Below are 18,710 nucleotides of genomic sequence, written 5' to 3'. Positions count from 1 at the left end.
GGCGGGCAGAAGAGCCGGGCAAGGTGATCATCCAGACCCACCTCGCCGACCATCCTTTATTGGTGCAACTGACCGAGCAGGGTTATTTCGCCTTTGCCGAGCAGGCCCTGAGCGAGCGTCGCGCCGCCGGGCTGCCGCCGTTCGCGCATCTGGCGTTGCTGCGCGCTGAAGCGCACAAGCCGGGGCAGGCTGAAGGTTTTCTTGACGAGGCGTGCAGCGAGGCCGAGCGTTTGCTGGTCGAGCAGGGGCTGAGCGGGATTGAATTGCTCGGGCCGGTGCCGGCGCCGATGGAACGACGCGCCGGGCGTTATCGTGCGCAGCTTTTGTTGCAGGCGACTGCACGGGCACCGCTGCATCGATTGCTCGCCAACTGGTTGCTGGTGCTTGAGCAGATGCCGAGTGGGCGGGCGGTGCGCTGGTCTTTAGATGTCGATCCGGTCGATTTGTATTGACCTGAAGATCGCCTTCGCGAGCAGGCTCGCTCCTACAAGGGATTGATGCCAGACACATAATGTATAAACGCCGCAGATCCAATGTGTGAGCGAGCTTGCTCGCGAAAGCGGTCTATTTGTCACCACACATCCACATCCTGCCTGCTAAGGTTGGCAAGCCCGTCTTCGCAACGGATAATGCCCAGTTTTTCCACCCGCGCATCGATGCGCCGCCGCGCTTGCGGTCGAAAGAGAAGACCATGAAAGACACCATTCGCCAGCTGATCCAACAAGCCCTCACCCAACTCGTCAACGAAGGTGTGTTGCCTGAAGGCCTGACGCCGGCGATCCAGGTGGAGAACGCCCGCGACAAGACCCACGGCGACTTCGCCAGCAACATCGCGATGATGCTGGCCAAGCCTGCTGGCATGAAACCGCGCGATCTGGCGGAAAAAATCATCGCCGCACTGCCGGCTGACGAAAACGTCACCAAGGCCGAAATCGCCGGCCCGGGCTTCATCAATTTCTTCCAGAACACTCAGGCTCTGGCTTCGCGCCTCGACGCCGCGCTGGCCGACGCCCATGTTGGCGTACGCAAGGCTGGTCCTGCGCAGCGCACCGTGGTCGACCTGTCGGCGCCGAACCTGGCCAAGGAAATGCACGTTGGCCACCTGCGCTCGACCATCATTGGTGACGGCGTGGCCCGCGTTCTCGAATTCCTCGGCGACGAAGTGATCCGTCAGAACCACGTCGGCGACTGGGGCACCCAGTTCGGCATGCTGATGGCCTATCTGCAGGAAAACCCGATCACCAGCGACGAGCTGTCCGATCTGGAAAACTTCTACCGCGCCGCCAAGCAGCGTTTCGACGAGTCCGAAGAATTCGCCGACCGCGCCCGTGGCCTGGTGGTCAAGTTGCAGGCCGGCGATGCCGAGTGCCTGGCGCTGTGGACCAAGTTCAAGGACATCTCGCTGTCGCACTGCCAGAAAATCTACGAACTGCTCAACGTCAAACTGACCATGGCCGACGTGATGGGCGAAAGCGCCTACAACGACGACCTGATCAACGTGGTCAACGACCTGAAAGCCGCCGGTATGCTGGTCGAAAGCAACGGTGCCCAGTGCGTGTTCCTCGACGAATTCAAGAACGCCGACGGCGACCCGCTGCCGGTGATCATCGTCAAGGCTGACGGCGGCTACCTCTACGCCACAACCGACCTGGCGGCCGTGCGCTACCGCAGCGGCAAGCTGAAAGCCGATCGCGCGCTGTACTTCGTCGACCAGCGTCAGGCCCTGCACTTCCAGCAAGTGTTCGCCGTGGCGCGCAAGGCCGGTTTCGTGACCCATCCGATGGAAATGGAACACATGGGCTTCGGCACCATGAACGGCGCCGATGGCCGTCCGTTCAAGACCCGTGATGGCGGCACCGTGAAGCTGATCGACCTGCTGACCGAAGCGCAGGAACGTGCCTACAACCTGGTGAAAGAGAAGAACCCGGAGCTTGCCGAAGACGAACTGCGCAACATCGCCAAGGTCGTCGGCATCGGCGCGGTGAAATACGCCGACCTGTCCAAGCACCGCACCAGCGACTACAGCTTCAACTTCGACCTGATGCTGAACTTCGAAGGCAACACCGCGCCGTACCTGCTGTACGCCTACACCCGCGTCGCCGGTGTGTTCCGCAAACTGGGCAAGGACTTCAGCGAAGTCGACGGCCAGATCGTTCTCGACGCGGCACACGAGCAAGAGCTGGCAGCGAAACTGGCGCAGTTCGGCGAAGTGCTGAACAACGTGTCCGACAAAGGCACGCCGCACATTCTCTGCACCTACCTGTATGACGTCGCCGGTCTGTTCTCCAGCTTCTACGAGAACTGCCCGATCCTCGCCGCCGAAACGCCGGCCCAGATGCAGAGCCGTCTGCGCCTGGCCGCGCTGACCGGCCGCACCCTCAAGCAAGGCCTGGAGCTGTTGGGTCTGGAAACTCTGGAGCGTATGTAAGTTGGCTGCCAAGAAAAAACCTGCACCCAAGCGTGGCGCCAGCCGTTACCAAGCTCCTGCGAAGCAACCGATTCCGGGTTGGCTGTGGATGGCCATCGGCCTGACGGTCGGTGCGTTCATCGTGTTCCTGATGAAGCTGGAGCCGGGCAAGGGCAGCGACACGGTCAAGCGTGAGAAGGTCGAGCAGGCGCAACAGCAGAAAGCGTCGAAGATCGCCGAGGCCAACAAGACCCCGCCGAGCCCGACGCAACCGGTGAAGCCGAAGTACGACTTCTACACGCTGCTGCCGGAATCGGAAGTGATCGTGCCGCCGGACGCCGTGCCGGAGAAAACCCTGCCGACACCGCAAGTGCCGACGACTCCCGTCACTCCGGCGGAAGCGGCAAAAATCGACACCGCACGCGCTCAAGCGGCACTGGCCGGGATTACCCCGCCGCCAGCGCCACCGGTGGCCAAAGCGGCACCGGTGACGAAGTTCTTCCTCCAGGCCGGCTCGTTCCGCAAAGAGACGGATGCCGACAAGGTCCGTGCGCAGATCATTCTGCTCGGTCAGGCAGTGGCGGTTGAGTCCGGCACGGTCAAGGATGAAACCTGGTATCGCGTTTTGGTCGGCCCGTTCAGCAACCGCGAACAGCTGACCACGGCGCAGAAACAACTGGCTGGCGCCGGTTTCAGCAACCTGTTGTTACAACAACGCCAGAGCCGCTGACAGTTCCCCGTGGGCACCTCACTCCGAGGCTGCCCACAATCACTGTGGTGAGGGGATTCATCCCCGACCGGCTGCGCAGCAGTCGTAAATCCAGCGTTCGCGGTGTGTCAGTCTTACCGCCATTGCAGGATTCAGGGGCGCTTCGCGCCCCATCGGGGATAAATCCCCTCGCCACAGTCATCACACACCATTCGTCTCCCATTGACCCTCCCGGTTGAAATCCTCTCCACCACCCCCATATGAATGGGCATAAGGCATTTTCGCCCTGCAGTGTGGAGACTCTTCCCTTGACCACCATCGTTTCAGTCCGCCGCCACGGCAAAGTCGTCATGGGCGGCGACGGCCAGGTTTCTCTCGGCAATACCGTGATGAAAGGCAACGCGAAAAAAGTGCGTCGCCTGTACCACGGCCAGGTCATCGCCGGTTTCGCCGGTGCCACCGCCGACGCCTTCACCCTGTTCGAACGTTTCGAAGGCCAGCTTGAGAAACATCAGGGCCACCTGATCCGCGCCGCCGTCGAACTCGCCAAAGAATGGCGCACCGACCGTTCCCTGAGCCGCCTCGAAGCCATGCTCGCGGTCGCCAACAAGGACGCCTCCCTGATCATTACCGGCAACGGTGACGTGGTCGAACCGGAGAATGGCCTGATCGCCATGGGTTCCGGCGGCGGGTACGCGCAGGCAGCAGCCAGCGCCCTGCTGAAAAAGACTGATCTGTCGGCCCGGGAAATCGTCGAAACCGCCCTCGGTATCGCCGCCGACATCTGTGTATTCACCAACCACACTCAGACCATTGAGGAGCAGGATCTCGCTGAAGAAGCCTGATACGGCCCCTGTGCCACGGCTTTTTTCTGCTTGAGGACCGCCAATTATTATGTCCATGACTCCCCGCGAAATCGTCCACGAACTCAACCGCCACATCATCGGCCAGGACGATGCCAAGCGCGCCGTCGCGATTGCCCTGCGCAACCGCTGGCGCCGCATGCAGCTGCCTGAAGAGCTGCGCGTTGAAGTGACCCCGAAGAACATCCTGATGATCGGCCCGACCGGTGTCGGTAAAACCGAGATCGCCCGTCGTCTGGCGAAACTGGCCAACGCGCCGTTCATCAAGGTCGAAGCGACCAAGTTCACCGAAGTCGGCTATGTCGGCCGTGACGTCGAATCGATCATCCGTGATCTGGCCGATGCTGCGATCAAGATGCTGCGCGAGCAGGAAATGACCCGCGTTCGTCACCGCGCCGAAGACGCCGCCGAGGACCGTATCCTCGACGCCCTGCTGCCGCCGGCTCGCATGGGCTTCAGCAATGAAGAAGCGCCAAGCTCGGATTCCAACACCCGTCAGCTGTTCCGCAAGCGCCTGCGCGAAGGTCAGCTGGATGACAAGGAAATCGAGATCGAAGTCGCCGAAGTGGCCGGCATCGAAATCGCCACGCCGCCCGGCATGGAAGAGATGACTAACCAGTTGCAGTCGCTGTTTGCCAACATGGGCAAGGGCAAGAAGAAGTCTCGCAAGCTCAAGGTCAAAGAAGCACTGAAACTGGTGCGCGACGAAGAAGCCGGGCGTCTGGTCAATGAAGAAGAGCTGAAAGCCAAGGCGCTGGAAGCCGTCGAGCAGCACGGTATCGTGTTCATCGACGAGATCGACAAAGTCGCCAAGCGCGGTAACGTCGGCGGCGCTGACGTGTCCCGTGAAGGCGTGCAGCGCGACCTGCTGCCGCTGATCGAAGGCTGCACCGTCAACACCAAACTGGGCATGGTCAAGACTGATCACATCCTGTTCATCGCTTCCGGTGCGTTCCACCTGAGCAAGCCGAGCGATCTGGTGCCGGAGCTGCAAGGCCGTCTGCCGATCCGCGTCGAACTCAAGGCCCTGACCCCGGAAGACTTCGAGCGCATTCTCAGCGAACCGCACGCCTCGCTCACCGAACAATACTGCGCACTGCTGAAAACCGAAGGCCTGAACATCCAGTTCCAGCCTGAAGGTATCCAGCGCATTGCCGAGATCGCCTGGCAGGTCAACGAGAAAACCGAGAACATTGGTGCCCGTCGTCTGCACACCTTGCTTGAGCGTCTGCTCGAAGAGGTGTCGTTCAGCGCCGGTGATATGGCCAGCACGCACGATGAGAAGCCGATTCTGATCGACGCGGCGTACGTCAACAGCCACCTCGGCGAATTGGCGCAGAACGAAGACCTGTCCCGCTACATTCTGTAGAGCGGCAAGCGGCAAGCGGCAAGCTACGGGCTGAGTTAAGCTTGCAGCTTGTTGCTTGCAGCTAAAGGCTGTTTCTATGATTCCTACCGACATCAAACTGCACAAAGCCTCGAAAACCCTGACGCTCACCTACGCGTCCGGCGAGGAGTACACCTTGCCCGCCGAATTCCTGCGCGTGCATTCCCCCTCCGCCGAGGTCCAGGGTCACGGCAAACCGATCCTGCAATTCGGCAAACTCAACGTCGGTCTGAGCAAGCTGGAACCGGCCGGTCACTACGCACTGAAACTGACCTTCGACGACGGTCACGACAGTGGCTTGTTCACTTGGGAATATCTCTACGAGCTGGGGCGACGTCATGACGCACTCTGGGCCGATTATCTGGCCGAGCTCAAAGCCGCCGGAAAAACCCGCGATCCGGATGAGTCGATCGTCAAGCTGATGCTCTAGTCCGAGACTCTTGCTCTTTAGAGGGCATTTTCTAAATTCATCTGTTTGAATGCTCCGCTGCGTCGTCGAGGATCGGCCCGCTTGCGAAAAAAATTAAACTCGGGTAACCAATGGAGCTGGCAAGTTCCCTGCAGTGCTCTACGACTGTAAAGCAGCTATGCAGAATTAACGGTCACCCGAGCAGTAGTACCTGGCATTGGCTGTGGAACTGCACAGCAGAAAACCGGGTACTCGTCTCAGGACAATGGAGCGTCGTAGATGAGTAACAAGAATAACGATGACCTGAAGTACCAAGCCTCGGAAAACACCCTGGGGCTTAATCCCGTCGTTGGGCTACGCGGAAAGGATCTGCTGGCCTCTGCTCGTATGGTGCTGAAACAGGCCATTAAACAACCGATCCATAGCGTCAAGCACGTCACCCATTTCGGCCTCGAACTGAAGAACGTGTTGTTCGGCAAATCCGAACTGCAACCGGCCGGCGATGACCGTCGCTTCGCCGATCCTGCGTGGAGCCAGAACCCGCTCTACAAACGTTATCTGCAAACTTATCTGGCGTGGCGCAAGGAACTCCACGCCTGGATCGATGACAGCAGCCTGTCACCCAAAGACATCGCCCGTGGGCATTTCGTCATTAACCTGATGACCGAAGCCATGGCCCCGACCAACACGGCGGCCAACCCGGCGGCGGTCAAACGCTTCTTCGAAACCGGCGGCAAAAGCCTGCTCGACGGCCTCTCGCATCTGGCCAAGGATCTGGTACACAACGGCGGCATGCCGAGCCAGGTCAACATGGGCGCATTCGAGGTCGGCAAGAGCCTTGGTGTCACCGAAGGCGCCGTGGTGTTTCGCAACGACGTGCTGGAGCTGATCCAGTACAAGCCGATCACCGAACAGGTTCACGAGCGTCCATTGCTGGTGGTGCCACCACAGATCAACAAGTTCTACGTTTTCGACCTCAGCCCGGACAAGAGCCTGGCGCGCTTCTGCCTGCGCAACAACGTGCAGACGTTCATCGTCAGCTGGCGCAACCCGACCAAGGCGCAGCGCGAGTGGGGCCTGTCGACGTACATCGATGCGCTGAAAGAAGCGGTCGATGTGGTTACCGCCATCACAGGCAGCAAAGACGTGAACATGCTCGGCGCCTGCTCGGGCGGCATCACCTGCACCGCCCTGCTCGGCCACTACGCGGCGATCGGCGAGAAGAAGGTCAATGCCCTCACGCTGCTGGTCAGCGTGCTCGACACCACCCTGGACAGCGACGTCGCGTTGTTTGTCGATGAACAGACCCTTGAGACCGCCAAGCGCCATTCGTATCAGGCCGGCGTGCTCGAAGGCAAAGACATGGCCAAGGTCTTCGCGTGGATGCGGCCGAACGATCTGATCTGGAACTACTGGGTCAACAACTACCTGCTCGGCAACGAGCCGCCGGTGTTCGACATCCTGTTCTGGAACAACGACACCACACGGTTGCCGGCCGCGTTCCACGGCGACCTGATCGAAATGTTCAAAAACAACCCACTGATTCGCCCCAACGCACTGGAAGTGTGCGGCACGCCCATCGACCTCAAGCAGGTCACCGCCGACATCTTCTCGCTGGCCGGCACCAACGACCACATCACGCCGTGGAAGTCCTGCTACAAGTCGGCGCAGCTGTTTGGTGGCAAGGTCGAGTTCGTGCTGTCGAGCAGCGGCCATATCCAGAGCATTCTCAACCCGCCGGGTAATCCGAAATCGCGCTACATGACCGGCGAAGAAATGGCGGCTAATGCCGATGACTGGCAAGAAAACTCGACCAAGCACACCGATTCCTGGTGGCTGTACTGGCAGACGTGGCAAGCCGAGCGCTCGGGCAACCTGAAAAAAGCGCCAACCAAACTCGGCAACAAGGCATATGCGCCAGGTGAAGCATCGCCGGGTACTTATGTTCACGAGCGGTAACTGACACACCTCATTTCCCCCGTGGGAGCGGGCTTGTGGTGAGGGGATTCATCCCCGATGGGTCGCGCAGCGGCCCCAAAACCTGCAATCGCGGCAACTATGATTCTCCGCGTTCGAGGGTGTGCGACTGCTTCGCAGTCGATCGGGGATAAATCCCCTCGCCACATTGCCCGCTCCCACAAGGGATTCGAGGTGATATTGAGATCGACCCACAGGGCCTGAAGCATGCCGCAACCGTTCATTTTTCGTACCGTCGACCTGGATGGCCAGACCCTCCGCACGGCAGTACGCCCCGGCAAGCCTCACTTGACGCCCTTGCTGATTTTCAACGGCATCGGCGCCAACCTGGAGCTGGTGTTTCCGTTTGTCGCAGCACTGGACCCGGATCTGGAAGTGATCGCCTTCGACGTGCCCGGTGTCGGCGGTTCTTCGACGCCGAACCGGCCGTATCGCTTTCCTGGCCTGGCCAAGCTGACTGCGCGGATGCTCGATTACCTCGACTACGGTCAGGTCAATGTGATCGGCGTGTCGTGGGGGGGCGCACTGGCGCAGCAATTCGCCTACGACTACCCCGAGCGCTGCAAGAAACTGGTGCTGGCGGCGACCGCTGCCGGTGCAGTGATGGTGCCAGGCAAACCGAAAGTGTTGTGGATGATGGCCAGCCCCCGGCGCTACATCCAGCCATCCCATGTCATCCGCATCGCGCCTTTGATCTACGGCGGCTCGTTCCGCCGTGACCCGACGCTGGCCGCCAGCCATGCGGCGAAAGTGCGTTCGGCAGGCAAGCTCGGTTACTACTGGCAACTGTTCGCCGGCCTTGGCTGGACCAGCATTCACTGGCTGCACAAGATCCATCAACCGACGCTGGTACTGGCCGGCGATGACGATCCGCTGATTCCGTTGATCAACATGCGCATGCTCGCCTGGCGCATTCCCAATGCGCAGTTGCACATCATCGACGACGGTCATCTGTTCCTGATCACCCGCGCCGAAGCGGTGGCGCCGATCATCATGAAATTCCTCCAGGAGGAGCGTCAACGCGCCGTGATGCACCCGCATCCAACTCCGCTCGGCGGTTAAGCCCTGCGGCAGGCTTTATGCAGGGCTTTTGTAGAAAGTGCGCGGCAGGACGCCGCGCAGGCAGCAACTCGCAACAGCGTCTATGGTGTTCTGGTTCGGTGAGTTTGTTTTTTGACCTGAAGACGAAGGAGTGTTGAGTCATGCGCGACAAACCAGCGACGGGCGTAGTGCCCAGCCCCGCCGTGTTCATCAACGCACAAAGTGCGATCACCGGTCTGCGTGGCCGGGATCTGCTCTCGACCTTGCGCAGTGTCGCCGCCCATGGTTTGCGCAATCCGATCCACAGCGCGAAACACGCCTTGAAACTCGGCGGCCAGCTCGGCCGTGTGCTGCTCGGCGAAACCTTACACCCGACCAACCCGCAGGACACTCGCTTCGCCGATCCGGCGTGGAGCCTCAACCCGTTTTACCGGCGCAGCCTGCAGGCCTATCTGGCTTGGCAGAAGCAGGTCAAAAGCTGGATCGATGAAAGCAATATGAGCGATGACGACCGCGCCCGCGCACATTTTGCCTTCACTCTGCTCAACGACGCCGTAGCGCCGTCCAACACCCTGCTCAACCCGCTGGCGATCAAGGAGCTGTTCAACTCCGGCGGTAACAGTCTGGTGCGCGGCCTCAGTCATCTGTTCGATGACCTGCTGCACAACGACGGCTTGCCACGGCAGGTCACTCGTCAGGCTTTCGAGGTCGGCAAGACCGTCGCCACCACCACCGGCTCGGTGGTGTTTCGCAATGAGATGCTGGAGCTGATCCAGTACAAGCCGATGAGCGAAAAGCAGTACGCCAAGCCGCTGCTGGTGGTGCCGCCGCAAATCAACAAGTACTACATCTTCGACCTGAGCCCACACAACAGCTTCGTCCAGTACGCGCTGAAGAACGGCTTGCAGACCTTCATGATCAGCTGGCGCAACCCCGATGTGCGCCATCGCGAGTGGGGCCTGTCGACCTACGTTGAAGCGGTGGAAGAAGCGATGAACGTGTGCCGGGCAATCACCGGCGCCCGCGAAGTGAACCTGATGGGGGCCTGCGCCGGCGGACTGACCATCGCAGCCTTGCAAGGTCATTTGCAGGCCAAACGGCAGTTGCGGCGCATCTCCAGCGCGACCTATCTGGTCAGCCTGCTCGACAGCCAGATCGAAACCCCGGCCACGCTGTTTGCCGATGAGCAGACGCTGGAAGCGGCCAAGCGTCGTTCCTACCAGAAAGGCGTGCTGGACGGCCGCGACATGGCGAAGATCTTCGCCTGGATGCGCCCGAACGATTTGATCTGGAGCTACTTCGTCAACAATTACCTGCTGGGCAAAGAGCCGCCCGCCTTCGACATCCTTTACTGGAACAACGACAACACCCGCCTGCCCGCCGCGTTTCACGGCGATCTGCTGGACTTCTTCAAGCACAACCCATTGACCCATCCTGGCGGTCTGGAAGTGTGCGGCACGCCGATCGATCTGCAAAAAGTCACCGTCGACAGCTTCAGCGTCGCCGGCATGAACGATCACATCACGCCGTGGGACGCGGTGTATCGCTCGACCCTGCTGCTGGGTGGCGAGCGCCGCTTCGTACTGTCCAACAGCGGCCACGTGCAAAGCATCCTCAACCCGCCAAGCAACCCGAAAGCCGCGTACGTCGAGAACGGGAAGATGAGCAGCGACCCACGCGCCTGGTACTACGACGCCAAACACGTTGATGGCAGCTGGTGGCCGCAGTGGCTGGAATGGATTCAACAGCGCTCCGGTGCCCAGCACGAAACCACGTTTACCCTCGGCAACCCGAACTATCCACCGATGGAGGCCGCGCCCGGTACTTACGTGCGTGTGCGCTGACGCTTAACCGAACTTTTCTAAGAAGACTGGATGAAAACCCGCGACCGGATTCTCGAATGTGCTCTGCAACTGTTCAACGAAAAGGGCGAGCCAAACGTCTCCACCATGGAGGTTGCCAACGAAATGGGGATCAGCCCCGGCAACCTCTACTACCACTTCCACGGCAAGGAACCGCTGATACTCGGGTTGTTCGAACGTTTCCAGAATGAACTGGCGCCGCTGCTCGATCCGCCCTCGGATGTGGAGCTGGCGCCGGAGGATTACTGGCTGTTCCTGCATTTGATCGTCGAGCGACTGGCGCAGTATCGGTTTCTGTTTCAGGACCTGTCGAACCTGGCCGGACGGTTGCCGAAACTGGCCAAAGGCATTCGTCATCTGCTTAATGCTCTGAAGCGCACGCTGGCGTCATTGCTGGCTCGGTTGAAAGCGGGCGGGCAGTTGGTCAGTGATACCCAGGCGTTGGGGCAACTGGTGGAGCAGATCACCATGACCCTGCTGTTCTCGCTGGACTATCAGCGGATTCTTGATCGCGAGGGCGAGGTCAGACTCGTCGTGTACCAGATCATGATGCTGGTGGCGCCGCATCTGCTGCCGCCGGTGAAAGTGGCGACCGAACGGATGGCCCTGCAATACCTTGAAGACCACGACTGAAATCAAGAGCCCCTCACCCTAGCCCTCTCCCAGAGGGAGAGGGGACTTATCCGGGGATGCTGATGAGTTACGCCGACCTGAAATCTCTCTATTGAATCCATAATCGACTCGGTTTTTCCGGTCGATGCATGACGTAAGACATTGCGGTCGGCCCCCTCTCCCTCTGGGAGAGGGCTGGGGTGAGGGTTTGCTTTTAAAATACACAAAAAAACGCCCGGCCTTCACAGGCCGGGCGTTTTGTTTTGCCCTGAAGAATCAGGACTGACTGGTTGGCGTCGATGGAGTCGATGCAGCAGTCGGGGTGGCTACCGGAGTCGGTGCAGCGGCGGAGTTCGACGCGCTGGCCGGGATTGCCGGGGTGGCAGGCTTGGCTGCAGCGGCAGGCGCTGCCGGTTTCGGCGCAGCGGCTTTCGGTGCGGCCGGCTTTTTCACTGCCGGTTTCTTCGCCGCGGCAGGTTTGGCCGCTGGCTTGGCAGCCGGTTTGGCGGCAGCGGTTTTCGCTGCTGGCTTGGCGGCTGGCTTCGCTGCGGTTTTAGCGGCAGGTTTCGCGGCTGCCTTGGCAGCTGCAACCGGCTTGGCCGCTGCTTTCGCAGCAGGTTTGGCGGCAGCCGTTTTCGCTACGGATTTAACTGCTGCTTTAGCCTTCGCCACCGGTTTGGCAGCCGCTTTGGCCAAAGGCTTGGCCGCGGTTTTTGCCGCTGGTTTAGCTGCGGCGGTTTTGGCTGCCGGTTTGGCTGCTGCGGTTTTCGCCGCCACAGGCTGAGCTTTCAGACCGGTGAGTTTTTCGATCTGCTTGGTCAGGGTTTCAACCTTGCTGTGCAGCGCTTTGACTTCATTGCGGCTTGGCACACCCAGGCGCGAAATTGCACTGTTCAGGCGCTTGTCGAAAGCTCCTTCCAGCTCATCCCACTTGCCCAGTGCGCGATCTTTCACGCCACTGATGCGCGATTTGGCCGAAGAAGCGGAGTCCTTGGCTGCATCGACTTTTTTGCCGACTGCAGACTTGGTGAGCTTCTCGGCTTTCTCGCCGTCTTTGACCAATGTATCGAAGAGCTTGCTGCCGTCAGTGTCGATCTTCGAGTACACGCCTAAACCAGCCAGCCAGATTTTACGGGAGTAGTCTTCGACCTTCCCAATCCACGAGCTGCCTTCTTTATCGGTGTTCTTTTTACCAGCCATCCCGTTCTCCTTAAGATTTACGCGCGACGCGTTCGAGCAATGCCGTCAGCTCATCGAGCTTAGCAGAGAGTGTCTCAACGTCATGTTTAGACGGAATGCCGATACGATTCAAGGCGCTTGCTACACGGGAGTCGAACGCCTTCTCGACCTTGTCGAGCTGAACTTCGACACGACCTTTGAAAGAACTGACTTCGCTCTTGGCATCGTCGATCTCGGCATTGGCCGCTTCGAGTTTTTCGGTGACGACTTTTTTGCCTTTCTTTTCAACAGTTTGACCAGCCTTGATCAACTCCTGAAAGTACTCGCTGCCCTCTTGACCGACCTTGGCGTAGGCACCCAGGCCTGCCAGCCAGATCTTGCGGGCATAGGATTTCACGTCGCTCAGAGTAGAAGTCGAAGCGTCGATTTTTTTCTTCAAAATAACTTTGGCCATGGTGCACCTCACGCGCAGAAGGTTTGAGGAACTGCCCGCAGGTTTGTCGGGCTCAGGCACAAAGTAGGCAGAAAAATTAGAAACGGCACCCTAACAACTGACATAAAAGCTAGGGAGCGCTACAAAACAAATGTAGGAGTGAGCCTGCTCGCGATAGCGGTGTATCAGTCAAAAATGAAGTCGACTGACAGACCGCTATCGCGAGCAGGCTCACTCCTACAAGGGATCGTGTTTCAGACCAGCGCTTTGTCGAGGGCCTTCTCGATCTCGGCTTTGATCATGCCGCTCATGGCCGACATCATCAGGCCCAGTTCCACGTCGACGCGGATCGAATCGTCGGCCACATGCACCGCACCTTTCACGCCCGAGCGCTTGAGGTTCAGGGTGTCGCCCGACCATTGCGGCTCCAGGCCATATTGATCGGAGAGTTTCTGCGCCAGTTTGTCGGCCTTCTCGCGGGCGGCTTCCTTGCCCAGGCTGTGCGCACGCTCAACACTGATTTTGGCCATTGAATGACTCCTGATTTTTGAAGATGACGATGAATGCTTGTCGGTAAATCTTGACCGCGTCTGCGGCAAATCGTCCCGAAGGTTGCCCATCTTACCTTTAGCCATTCCAAGACAAAGCATGGCTTGGGGATTAGAATGTCGCGCATTCTCTTTTGGTGACAGCGATATGACTGATCAGCGCAAAGGCAGCGATGCCGAACCCACCACTCACTTCGGCTTCAAAAACGTTCCGGAAAGCCAGAAAGCGGAAAAAGTCGCTGAGGTATTCCACTCGGTAGCCGCCAAGTACGACCTGATGAACGACCTTCTGTCGGGCGGCATGCACCGTCTGTGGAAGCGTTTTGCGATCGAACTGTCGGGCGTGCGCAGCGGTAACCGCGTGCTGGACATCGCCGGCGGCACTGGCGACCTGACCAAAAAGTTCTCGCACCTCGTTGGCCCGACCGGCCAAGTAGTGTTGGCCGACATCAACGAATCGATGCTCAAGGTCGGTCGTGACCGCCTGCTCGATCTGGGTGTGTCGGGCAACGTCGAATTCGTTCAGGCTGATGCGGAAAAGCTGCCGTTCCCGGACAACCATTTCGACTGCGTGACCATCGCTTTCGGCCTGCGCAACGTGACGCACAAGGAAGACGCTCTGCGCTCGATGCTGCGCGTGCTCAAGCCCGGCGGTCGCCTGCTGGTGCTGGAATTCTCCAAGCCGACCAACGCGCTGATGTCGAAAGCCTACGACGCTTACTCGTTCGCCTTCATGCCACTGATGGGCAAGTTGATCACCAACGACTCGGAAAGCTATCGCTACCTGGCCGAATCGATCCGCATGCACCCGAATCAGGAAACCCTGAAGTCGATGATGGTCGACGCCGGTTTTGACCGCGTGACCTATCACAACATGACCGCAGGCATCGTTGCCCTGCACCGCGGCATCAAGCCCTGATGTTGCTCACCGGGCTGCTCGCCAGCGTTGAACTCGGCCTGAACCGGGTGCTGCGTCTCGACAGCACGGCGCTGCCGCGGCTGGCGCATCTGACCGGCAAGGTGATTGCCGTGGATTGCCGCAGCCCGGCGCTGCAACTGTTCATCCTGCCGAGCGATGAAGGCCTGATGCTCGCTTCGCATTGGGAAACCGGCGTCGACTGCACCTTGCGCGCTCCGGCTTCCAGCCTGATAAAACTGGCCATGAGCAAAGACAAGACCGCGGTGTTGCACGCCCCGGAAGTCGAGCTGGATGGCGACAGCGGCGTGCTGCTGGAACTGGCCGGTATCCTTCAGGATCTTGAGCTGGACTGGGAGTACGAACTCTCGCGCTGGCTCGGCCCGGTCGCCACGCAACTGGTCGGCGGTCACCTGCGCGGCCGCGCCCGCTGGTATCAACAAGGATTTGCCAGCCTCAACCAGAATCTCGCCGAATACCTCGCCGAAGAATCGCGCACCCTCGTCGGGCAGCGTGAAGCCGAAGCGCGGTTCAGCGAACTGGACCGGATCAAACTTGATCTGGAACGTCTCGAGGCGCGTTTCGAGCGCCTTTCCCGATCCCTCGACCCAAGCGATAACGCATGAAGCTGCTTGCCGTCCGCCGTCTGTTGCGCATCCAGCGCGTCGTGATCCGCTACCGCCTCGATGACCTGCTGTTCGATCTGCCGCTGCCCTGGTTTCTCCTGGCGCTGCGCTATGTGCTGCCGTGGCGCTGGTTCCCGCGCAAGCCGCTGGAGCTGAACCGTGGCGCGCGTTTGCGCCTGGCGTTGCAGGACCTGGGGCCGATCTTCATCAAGTTCGGGCAGATTCTCTCGACCCGCCGCGACCTGTTGCCGGAAGACATTGCCGATGAGCTGATGCTGTTGCAGGACCGCGTGCCGCCGTTCGATTCGCAGCTGTCGATCAAGCTGATCGAAGAGCAGCTGGGCAAGAAGATCAGCGAAGTGTTCAGCCGCTTTGACGTCGAACCGCTGGCCTCGGCTTCGGTGGCACAAGTGCACGCCGCGCAGCTGAAAAGCGGTGAAGAAGTCGTAGTAAAAGTAATCCGCCCGGGCCTGAAACCGATCATCGCCCAGGATCTGGCGTGGCTGTTCATCCTCGCCCGCGCCGCCGAAAAACTCTCCGCCGACGCGCGTCTGCTGCACCCGGTCGACGTGGTGCAGGACTACGAAAAAACCATCTACGACGAACTCGACCTGCTGCGCGAGGCGGCGAATGCCAGCCAGTTGAAGCGCAACTTCGAAGGCTCGCCGCTGCTCTACGTGCCACAAGTCTATTGGGACTGGTGCCGGCCGAAAGTGCTGGTGATGGAGCGCATCTACGGCATACAGGTGACGGATCTGGCGACCCTCGCCGACCAGCGCACCGACATGAAAATGCTCGCCGAGCGCGGCGTGGAGATCTTCTTCACCCAGGTGTTCCGCGACAGTTTCTTCCACGCCGACATGCACCCGGGCAACATCTTCGTCAGCACCGTCAACCCGTGGAGCCCGCAGTACATTGCGATCGACTGCGGCATCGTCGGCAGCCTGACCCCGGAAGACCAGGATTATCTGGCGCGCAACCTGTTCGCTTTCTTCAAGCGTGACTACCGTCGTGTGGCGCAACTGCACATCGATTCGGGCTGGGTGCCGGCGGAAACCAAGCTCAACGAATTCGAAGCGGCGATCCGTACCGTCTGCGAGCCGATCTTCGAAAAACCGTTAAAAGATATTTCATTTGGCCAGGTGCTGATGCGCCTGTTCCAGACCGCACGACGCTTCAACATGGAAGTCCAGCCGCAACTCGTGTTGCTGCAAAAGACCCTGCTGAACATCGAAGGCCTTGGACGTCAGCTCTATCCGGACCTGGATCTTTGGAACACTGCGCAGCCGTTCCTCGAACGCTGGATGCGTGAGCGCGTCAGCCCGAAAGCCTTGCTCGGCAACGTGCAGAGCCAGTTCGAACAAATTCCACACCTGGCGAATATGGCCCGCGATCTGCTCGAACGCATGTCCCAGCCACACGCTTACGACCCGCCGCCACCGTGGCACAAACGCAAGGACGACTGGTTCCTGCGCCTGCTCGGTTGCGCCCATCTGGCGGGCGGGGTGATCCTTGCCATCGGTGGCCCGCTGCACGAATTAGGGCATTGGCCCGCCGGGATCATGGTGGCCGTGGGCTTGTATCTGGTCGTTCGCCGATAGCCAGTTCCGTGATCGGCTGGCACACTGTTTCAACGCCTGAACCCGACTATTGAAGTGTGGGTTCGCTGTCGGAGTCGAAAATGAACAACTGGCTGGACGAGATCAAGTGGGACGCTGATGGCCTGGTGCCGGCGATTGCCCAGGATCACAAGACCGGACGCGTACTGATGATGGCCTGGATGAACCGCGAAGCGCTCGAGCTGACCGCTGCGGAAAACCGTGCAATCTACTGGTCACGTTCCCGTGGCAAGCTGTGGCGCAAGGGCGAAGAGTCCGGCCATGTGCAGACCTTGCATGAAATGCGTCTGGACTGTGACGCCGACGTGATCATCCTGATGGTTGAACAGATCGGCGACATCGCTTGCCATACCGGCCGTCAAAGCTGCTTTTACCGTGTCTTCGAAAACGGCGACTGGAAAACCGTCGATCCGGTGCTGAAAGACCCGCACGCAATCTACTCCGCAGGACACAAACATGAGTGACACCCTGACTCGTCTGGCCGAAGTGCTCGAAGAGCGCAAAGGCGCAGCGGCCGACAGCTCGTATGTAGCTAGTCTGTATCACAAGGGCCTGAACAAGATTCTGGAGAAAGTCGGCGAAGAGTCGGTCGAAACCATTATTGCCGCCAAGGACGCCGCCATCAGCGGCGACTGCAGCGACGTGATCTACGAGACCGCCGACCTGTGGTTCCACAGCATGGTCATGCTCGCCCAACTGGGGCTGCATCCGCAGGCCGTGCTGGATGAACTGGATCGCCGCTTCGGTCTGTCCGGACACGTCGAGAAAGCCTCGCGTCCGTCCGCCTGAACAATTTTTAGAGAGGAACAGCAACATGGGCATTTTTGACTGGAAACACTGGATCGTCATTCTGGTAGTCGTGGTGCTGGTGTTCGGCACCAAGAAACTGAAAAACCTCGGTACCGACGTTGGCGAGTCGATCAAGGGCTTCCGTAAAGCCATGAATGACGATGAAAAACCGGCTGCTGATCCAACCGTGACGCCTGCGCAGCCGGTGCCACCGGTTCAACCGCAAGCCACCGCTCAGGCCAACCCGCCGCACACCATCGACGTGCAGGCGCAAAAAGTCGAAGAGCCGATCCGCAAAGACGTGTGAGCACTGACTAATGTTTGGTATCAGCTTCTCTGAACTGCTGCTCGTCGGCCTCGTTGCCCTGCTGGTGTTGGGCCCCGAGCGTCTGCCGGGCGCTGCACGCACCGCTGGCCTGTGGGTCGGCCGGCTGAAGCGCAGCTTCAACGCGATCAAACAGGAAGTTGAACGTGAAATCGGTGCCGACGAGATTCGTCGGCAACTGCACAACGAGCACATTCTGTCGCTGGAGCAAGAGGCGCGGAAGATTTTCCAGCCGGTTCAGCAGGAGCCGACGCCGGTTGAGCATGTGGGGCAGCAGACGATTCACAGCCCTGCTGCCGCGACGACGCCACCAGCACCTGCTGCCGTTGTAGCTCCGACAGAAACGGCGCCAGCCGCCGTAGAACATTCTGTTGAACACGTTGCGCCAAACGCCGCGCCGATCACAACAGCGCCTCACGACACTACTCTGCCGCCGCGAGCCCCATGAGCGATCTCCCCGAAAACGACCAGCACATGCCGCTGGTTTCGCACCTCACCGAGTTGCGCACCCGCCTGCTGCGTTGCGTGGCGGCGATCTTCATCATCTTCGCCGGGCTGTTTGCGTTCACCCAGCAGATCTACACCTTCGTCTCGACGCCGCTGCGCCAGTACCTGCCGGTCGGCGCGACGATGATCGCCACCGACGTGTCATCGCCGTTCCTGACGCCGCTGAAGCTGACGATGATGGTTTCGCTGTTCCTCGCGATTCCGGTGATCCTGCATCAGATCTGGGGTTTCATCGCGCCGGGCCTGTACAAGCATGAAAAGCGCATCGCGGTGCCGTTGCTGGTCTCCAGCATCCTGCTGTTCTACACCGGCATGGCCTTCGCCTATTACTTCGTGTTCCCGCTGATCTTCAAGTTCTTCGCTGCTGCCACCCCGGCCGGCGTGGAAATGATGACTGACATCGCCAGCTACCTCGACTTCGTCATGACGCTGTTCTTCGCCTTCGGCGTGGCGTTTGAAATCCCGGTGGCCGTGGTGCTGCTGGTGTGGATCGGCGTGGTC

The 18,710-nt window shown here is 59.9% G+C and carries 20 protein-coding genes and 1 pseudogene; 18 read left to right on the top strand and 3 right to left on the bottom strand.

The window, feature by feature from the left end; all coding sequences use genetic code 11:
* The 10 genes and pseudogenes from AC3WMT_RS30390 to AC3WMT_RS30345 all read left to right on the top strand — a co-directional run.
* Positions 1 to 452 (top strand): annotated as a pseudogene (locus tag AC3WMT_RS30390) (primosomal protein N'); the annotation flags it as partial.
* 239 nt (positions 453 to 691) lie between these two features.
* Positions 692 to 2,428 (top strand): arginine--tRNA ligase, encoded by a 1,737-nt coding sequence (argS, locus tag AC3WMT_RS30385; RefSeq protein ID WP_103307341.1) that lies wholly within the window; start codon positions 692 to 694, stop codon positions 2,426 to 2,428.
* Position 2,429: 1 nt separating this feature from the next.
* A complete protein-coding gene (locus tag AC3WMT_RS30380) occupies positions 2,430 to 3,137 on the top strand; it encodes an SPOR domain-containing protein (RefSeq protein WP_103307342.1) in 708 nt (235 codons plus the stop codon).
* 287 nt (positions 3,138 to 3,424) lie between these two features.
* Entirely contained in the window at positions 3,425 to 3,961 is a 537-nt protein-coding gene (hslV, locus tag AC3WMT_RS30375) for an ATP-dependent protease subunit HslV (protein WP_003220875.1), read from the top strand.
* Positions 3,962 to 4,010: 49 nt separating this feature from the next.
* Positions 4,011 to 5,348 (top strand): ATP-dependent protease ATPase subunit HslU, encoded by a 1,338-nt coding sequence (gene hslU / locus AC3WMT_RS30370; protein WP_103307343.1) that lies wholly within the window; start codon positions 4,011 to 4,013, stop codon positions 5,346 to 5,348.
* 76 nt (positions 5,349 to 5,424) lie between these two features.
* Positions 5,425 to 5,796 (top strand): gamma-butyrobetaine hydroxylase family protein, encoded by a 372-nt coding sequence (locus AC3WMT_RS30365; RefSeq protein WP_103307344.1) that lies wholly within the window; start codon positions 5,425 to 5,427, stop codon positions 5,794 to 5,796.
* A 258-nt stretch (positions 5,797 to 6,054) separates the two neighbouring features.
* Entirely contained in the window at positions 6,055 to 7,734 is a 1,680-nt protein-coding gene (phaC, locus tag AC3WMT_RS30360) for a class II poly(R)-hydroxyalkanoic acid synthase (RefSeq protein ID WP_103307345.1), read from the top strand.
* A gap of 225 nt (positions 7,735 to 7,959) precedes the next feature.
* On the top strand, positions 7,960 to 8,814 hold the full coding sequence (gene phaZ / locus AC3WMT_RS30355; protein ID WP_007909378.1) for a poly(3-hydroxyalkanoate) depolymerase: 855 nt from the start codon (positions 7,960 to 7,962) through the stop codon (positions 8,812 to 8,814).
* Between the two features lie 140 nt (positions 8,815 to 8,954).
* The gene (gene phaC / locus AC3WMT_RS30350; RefSeq protein ID WP_103307346.1) at positions 8,955 to 10,637 is read left to right on the top strand and encodes a class II poly(R)-hydroxyalkanoic acid synthase; all 1,683 of its coding nucleotides are present in this window, start codon (positions 8,955 to 8,957) and stop codon (positions 10,635 to 10,637) included.
* A 30-nt stretch (positions 10,638 to 10,667) separates the two neighbouring features.
* Positions 10,668 to 11,288: a TetR/AcrR family transcriptional regulator gene (locus AC3WMT_RS30345; protein ID WP_103307347.1), complete on the top strand. Its 621-nt coding sequence runs from the start codon at positions 10,668 to 10,670 to the stop codon at positions 11,286 to 11,288.
* A 255-nt stretch (positions 11,289 to 11,543) separates the two neighbouring features.
* Here the strand turns inward: AC3WMT_RS30345 and AC3WMT_RS30340 are convergent, their stop codons facing one another.
* From AC3WMT_RS30340 to AC3WMT_RS30330, 3 genes are all read right to left on the bottom strand, one after another.
* Positions 11,544 to 12,467, bottom strand: a complete 924-nt coding sequence (locus AC3WMT_RS30340) for a phasin family protein (protein ID WP_103307349.1) — start codon at positions 12,465 to 12,467, stop codon at positions 11,544 to 11,546.
* Between the two features lie 10 nt (positions 12,468 to 12,477).
* Entirely contained in the window at positions 12,478 to 12,900 is a 423-nt protein-coding gene (locus AC3WMT_RS30335) for a phasin family protein (protein ID WP_103307350.1), read from the bottom strand.
* Between the two features lie 233 nt (positions 12,901 to 13,133).
* The gene (locus AC3WMT_RS30330; protein WP_103307351.1) at positions 13,134 to 13,409 is read right to left on the bottom strand and encodes a polyhydroxyalkanoic acid system family protein; all 276 of its coding nucleotides are present in this window, start codon (positions 13,407 to 13,409) and stop codon (positions 13,134 to 13,136) included.
* Between the two features lie 166 nt (positions 13,410 to 13,575).
* On the opposite strand from AC3WMT_RS30330, the gene ubiE reads away from it, so the two are divergent.
* From ubiE to tatC, 8 genes are all read left to right on the top strand, one after another.
* Positions 13,576 to 14,346 (top strand): bifunctional demethylmenaquinone methyltransferase/2-methoxy-6-polyprenyl-1,4-benzoquinol methylase UbiE, encoded by a 771-nt coding sequence (gene ubiE / locus AC3WMT_RS30325; protein WP_003220857.1) that lies wholly within the window; start codon positions 13,576 to 13,578, stop codon positions 14,344 to 14,346.
* The gene (locus AC3WMT_RS30320) at positions 14,346 to 14,969 is read left to right on the top strand and encodes a ubiquinone biosynthesis accessory factor UbiJ (protein ID WP_103307352.1); all 624 of its coding nucleotides are present in this window, start codon (positions 14,346 to 14,348) and stop codon (positions 14,967 to 14,969) included. Before ubiE ends, AC3WMT_RS30320 begins: the two co-directional genes overlap by 1 nt.
* Complete coding sequence (gene ubiB / locus AC3WMT_RS30315; protein ID WP_103307353.1) at positions 14,966 to 16,570, top strand: ubiquinone biosynthesis regulatory protein kinase UbiB; 1,605 nt, start codon at positions 14,966 to 14,968, stop codon at positions 16,568 to 16,570. The genes AC3WMT_RS30320 and ubiB overlap by 4 nt, the downstream gene beginning before the upstream one ends.
* An 80-nt stretch (positions 16,571 to 16,650) precedes the next feature.
* Entirely contained in the window at positions 16,651 to 17,052 is a 402-nt protein-coding gene (gene hisI, locus AC3WMT_RS30310; protein WP_064117075.1) for a phosphoribosyl-AMP cyclohydrolase, read from the top strand.
* Entirely contained in the window at positions 17,045 to 17,377 is a 333-nt protein-coding gene (locus tag AC3WMT_RS30305) for a phosphoribosyl-ATP diphosphatase (RefSeq protein WP_103307354.1), read from the top strand. The genes hisI and AC3WMT_RS30305 overlap by 8 nt, the downstream gene beginning before the upstream one ends.
* Positions 17,378 to 17,402: 25 nt before the next feature.
* Positions 17,403 to 17,684 (top strand): twin-arginine translocase TatA/TatE family subunit, encoded by a 282-nt coding sequence (locus AC3WMT_RS30300; RefSeq protein ID WP_003220847.1) that lies wholly within the window; start codon positions 17,403 to 17,405, stop codon positions 17,682 to 17,684.
* 10 nt (positions 17,685 to 17,694) lie between these two features.
* A complete protein-coding gene (gene tatB / locus AC3WMT_RS30295; RefSeq protein WP_103307355.1) occupies positions 17,695 to 18,150 on the top strand; it encodes a Sec-independent protein translocase protein TatB in 456 nt (151 codons plus the stop codon).
* A partial coding sequence (gene tatC, locus AC3WMT_RS30290) for a twin-arginine translocase subunit TatC (RefSeq protein ID WP_103307356.1) occupies positions 18,147 to 18,710 on the top strand: 564 nt, incomplete at its 3' end. The genes tatB and tatC, both read left to right, overlap by 4 nt.

It is taken from the genome of Pseudomonas sp. FW305-7 (assembly GCF_058786735.1).
Note: the sequence above shows the minus strand (reverse complement) of the source record. Positions and strands in the feature narration are given on the sequence as shown.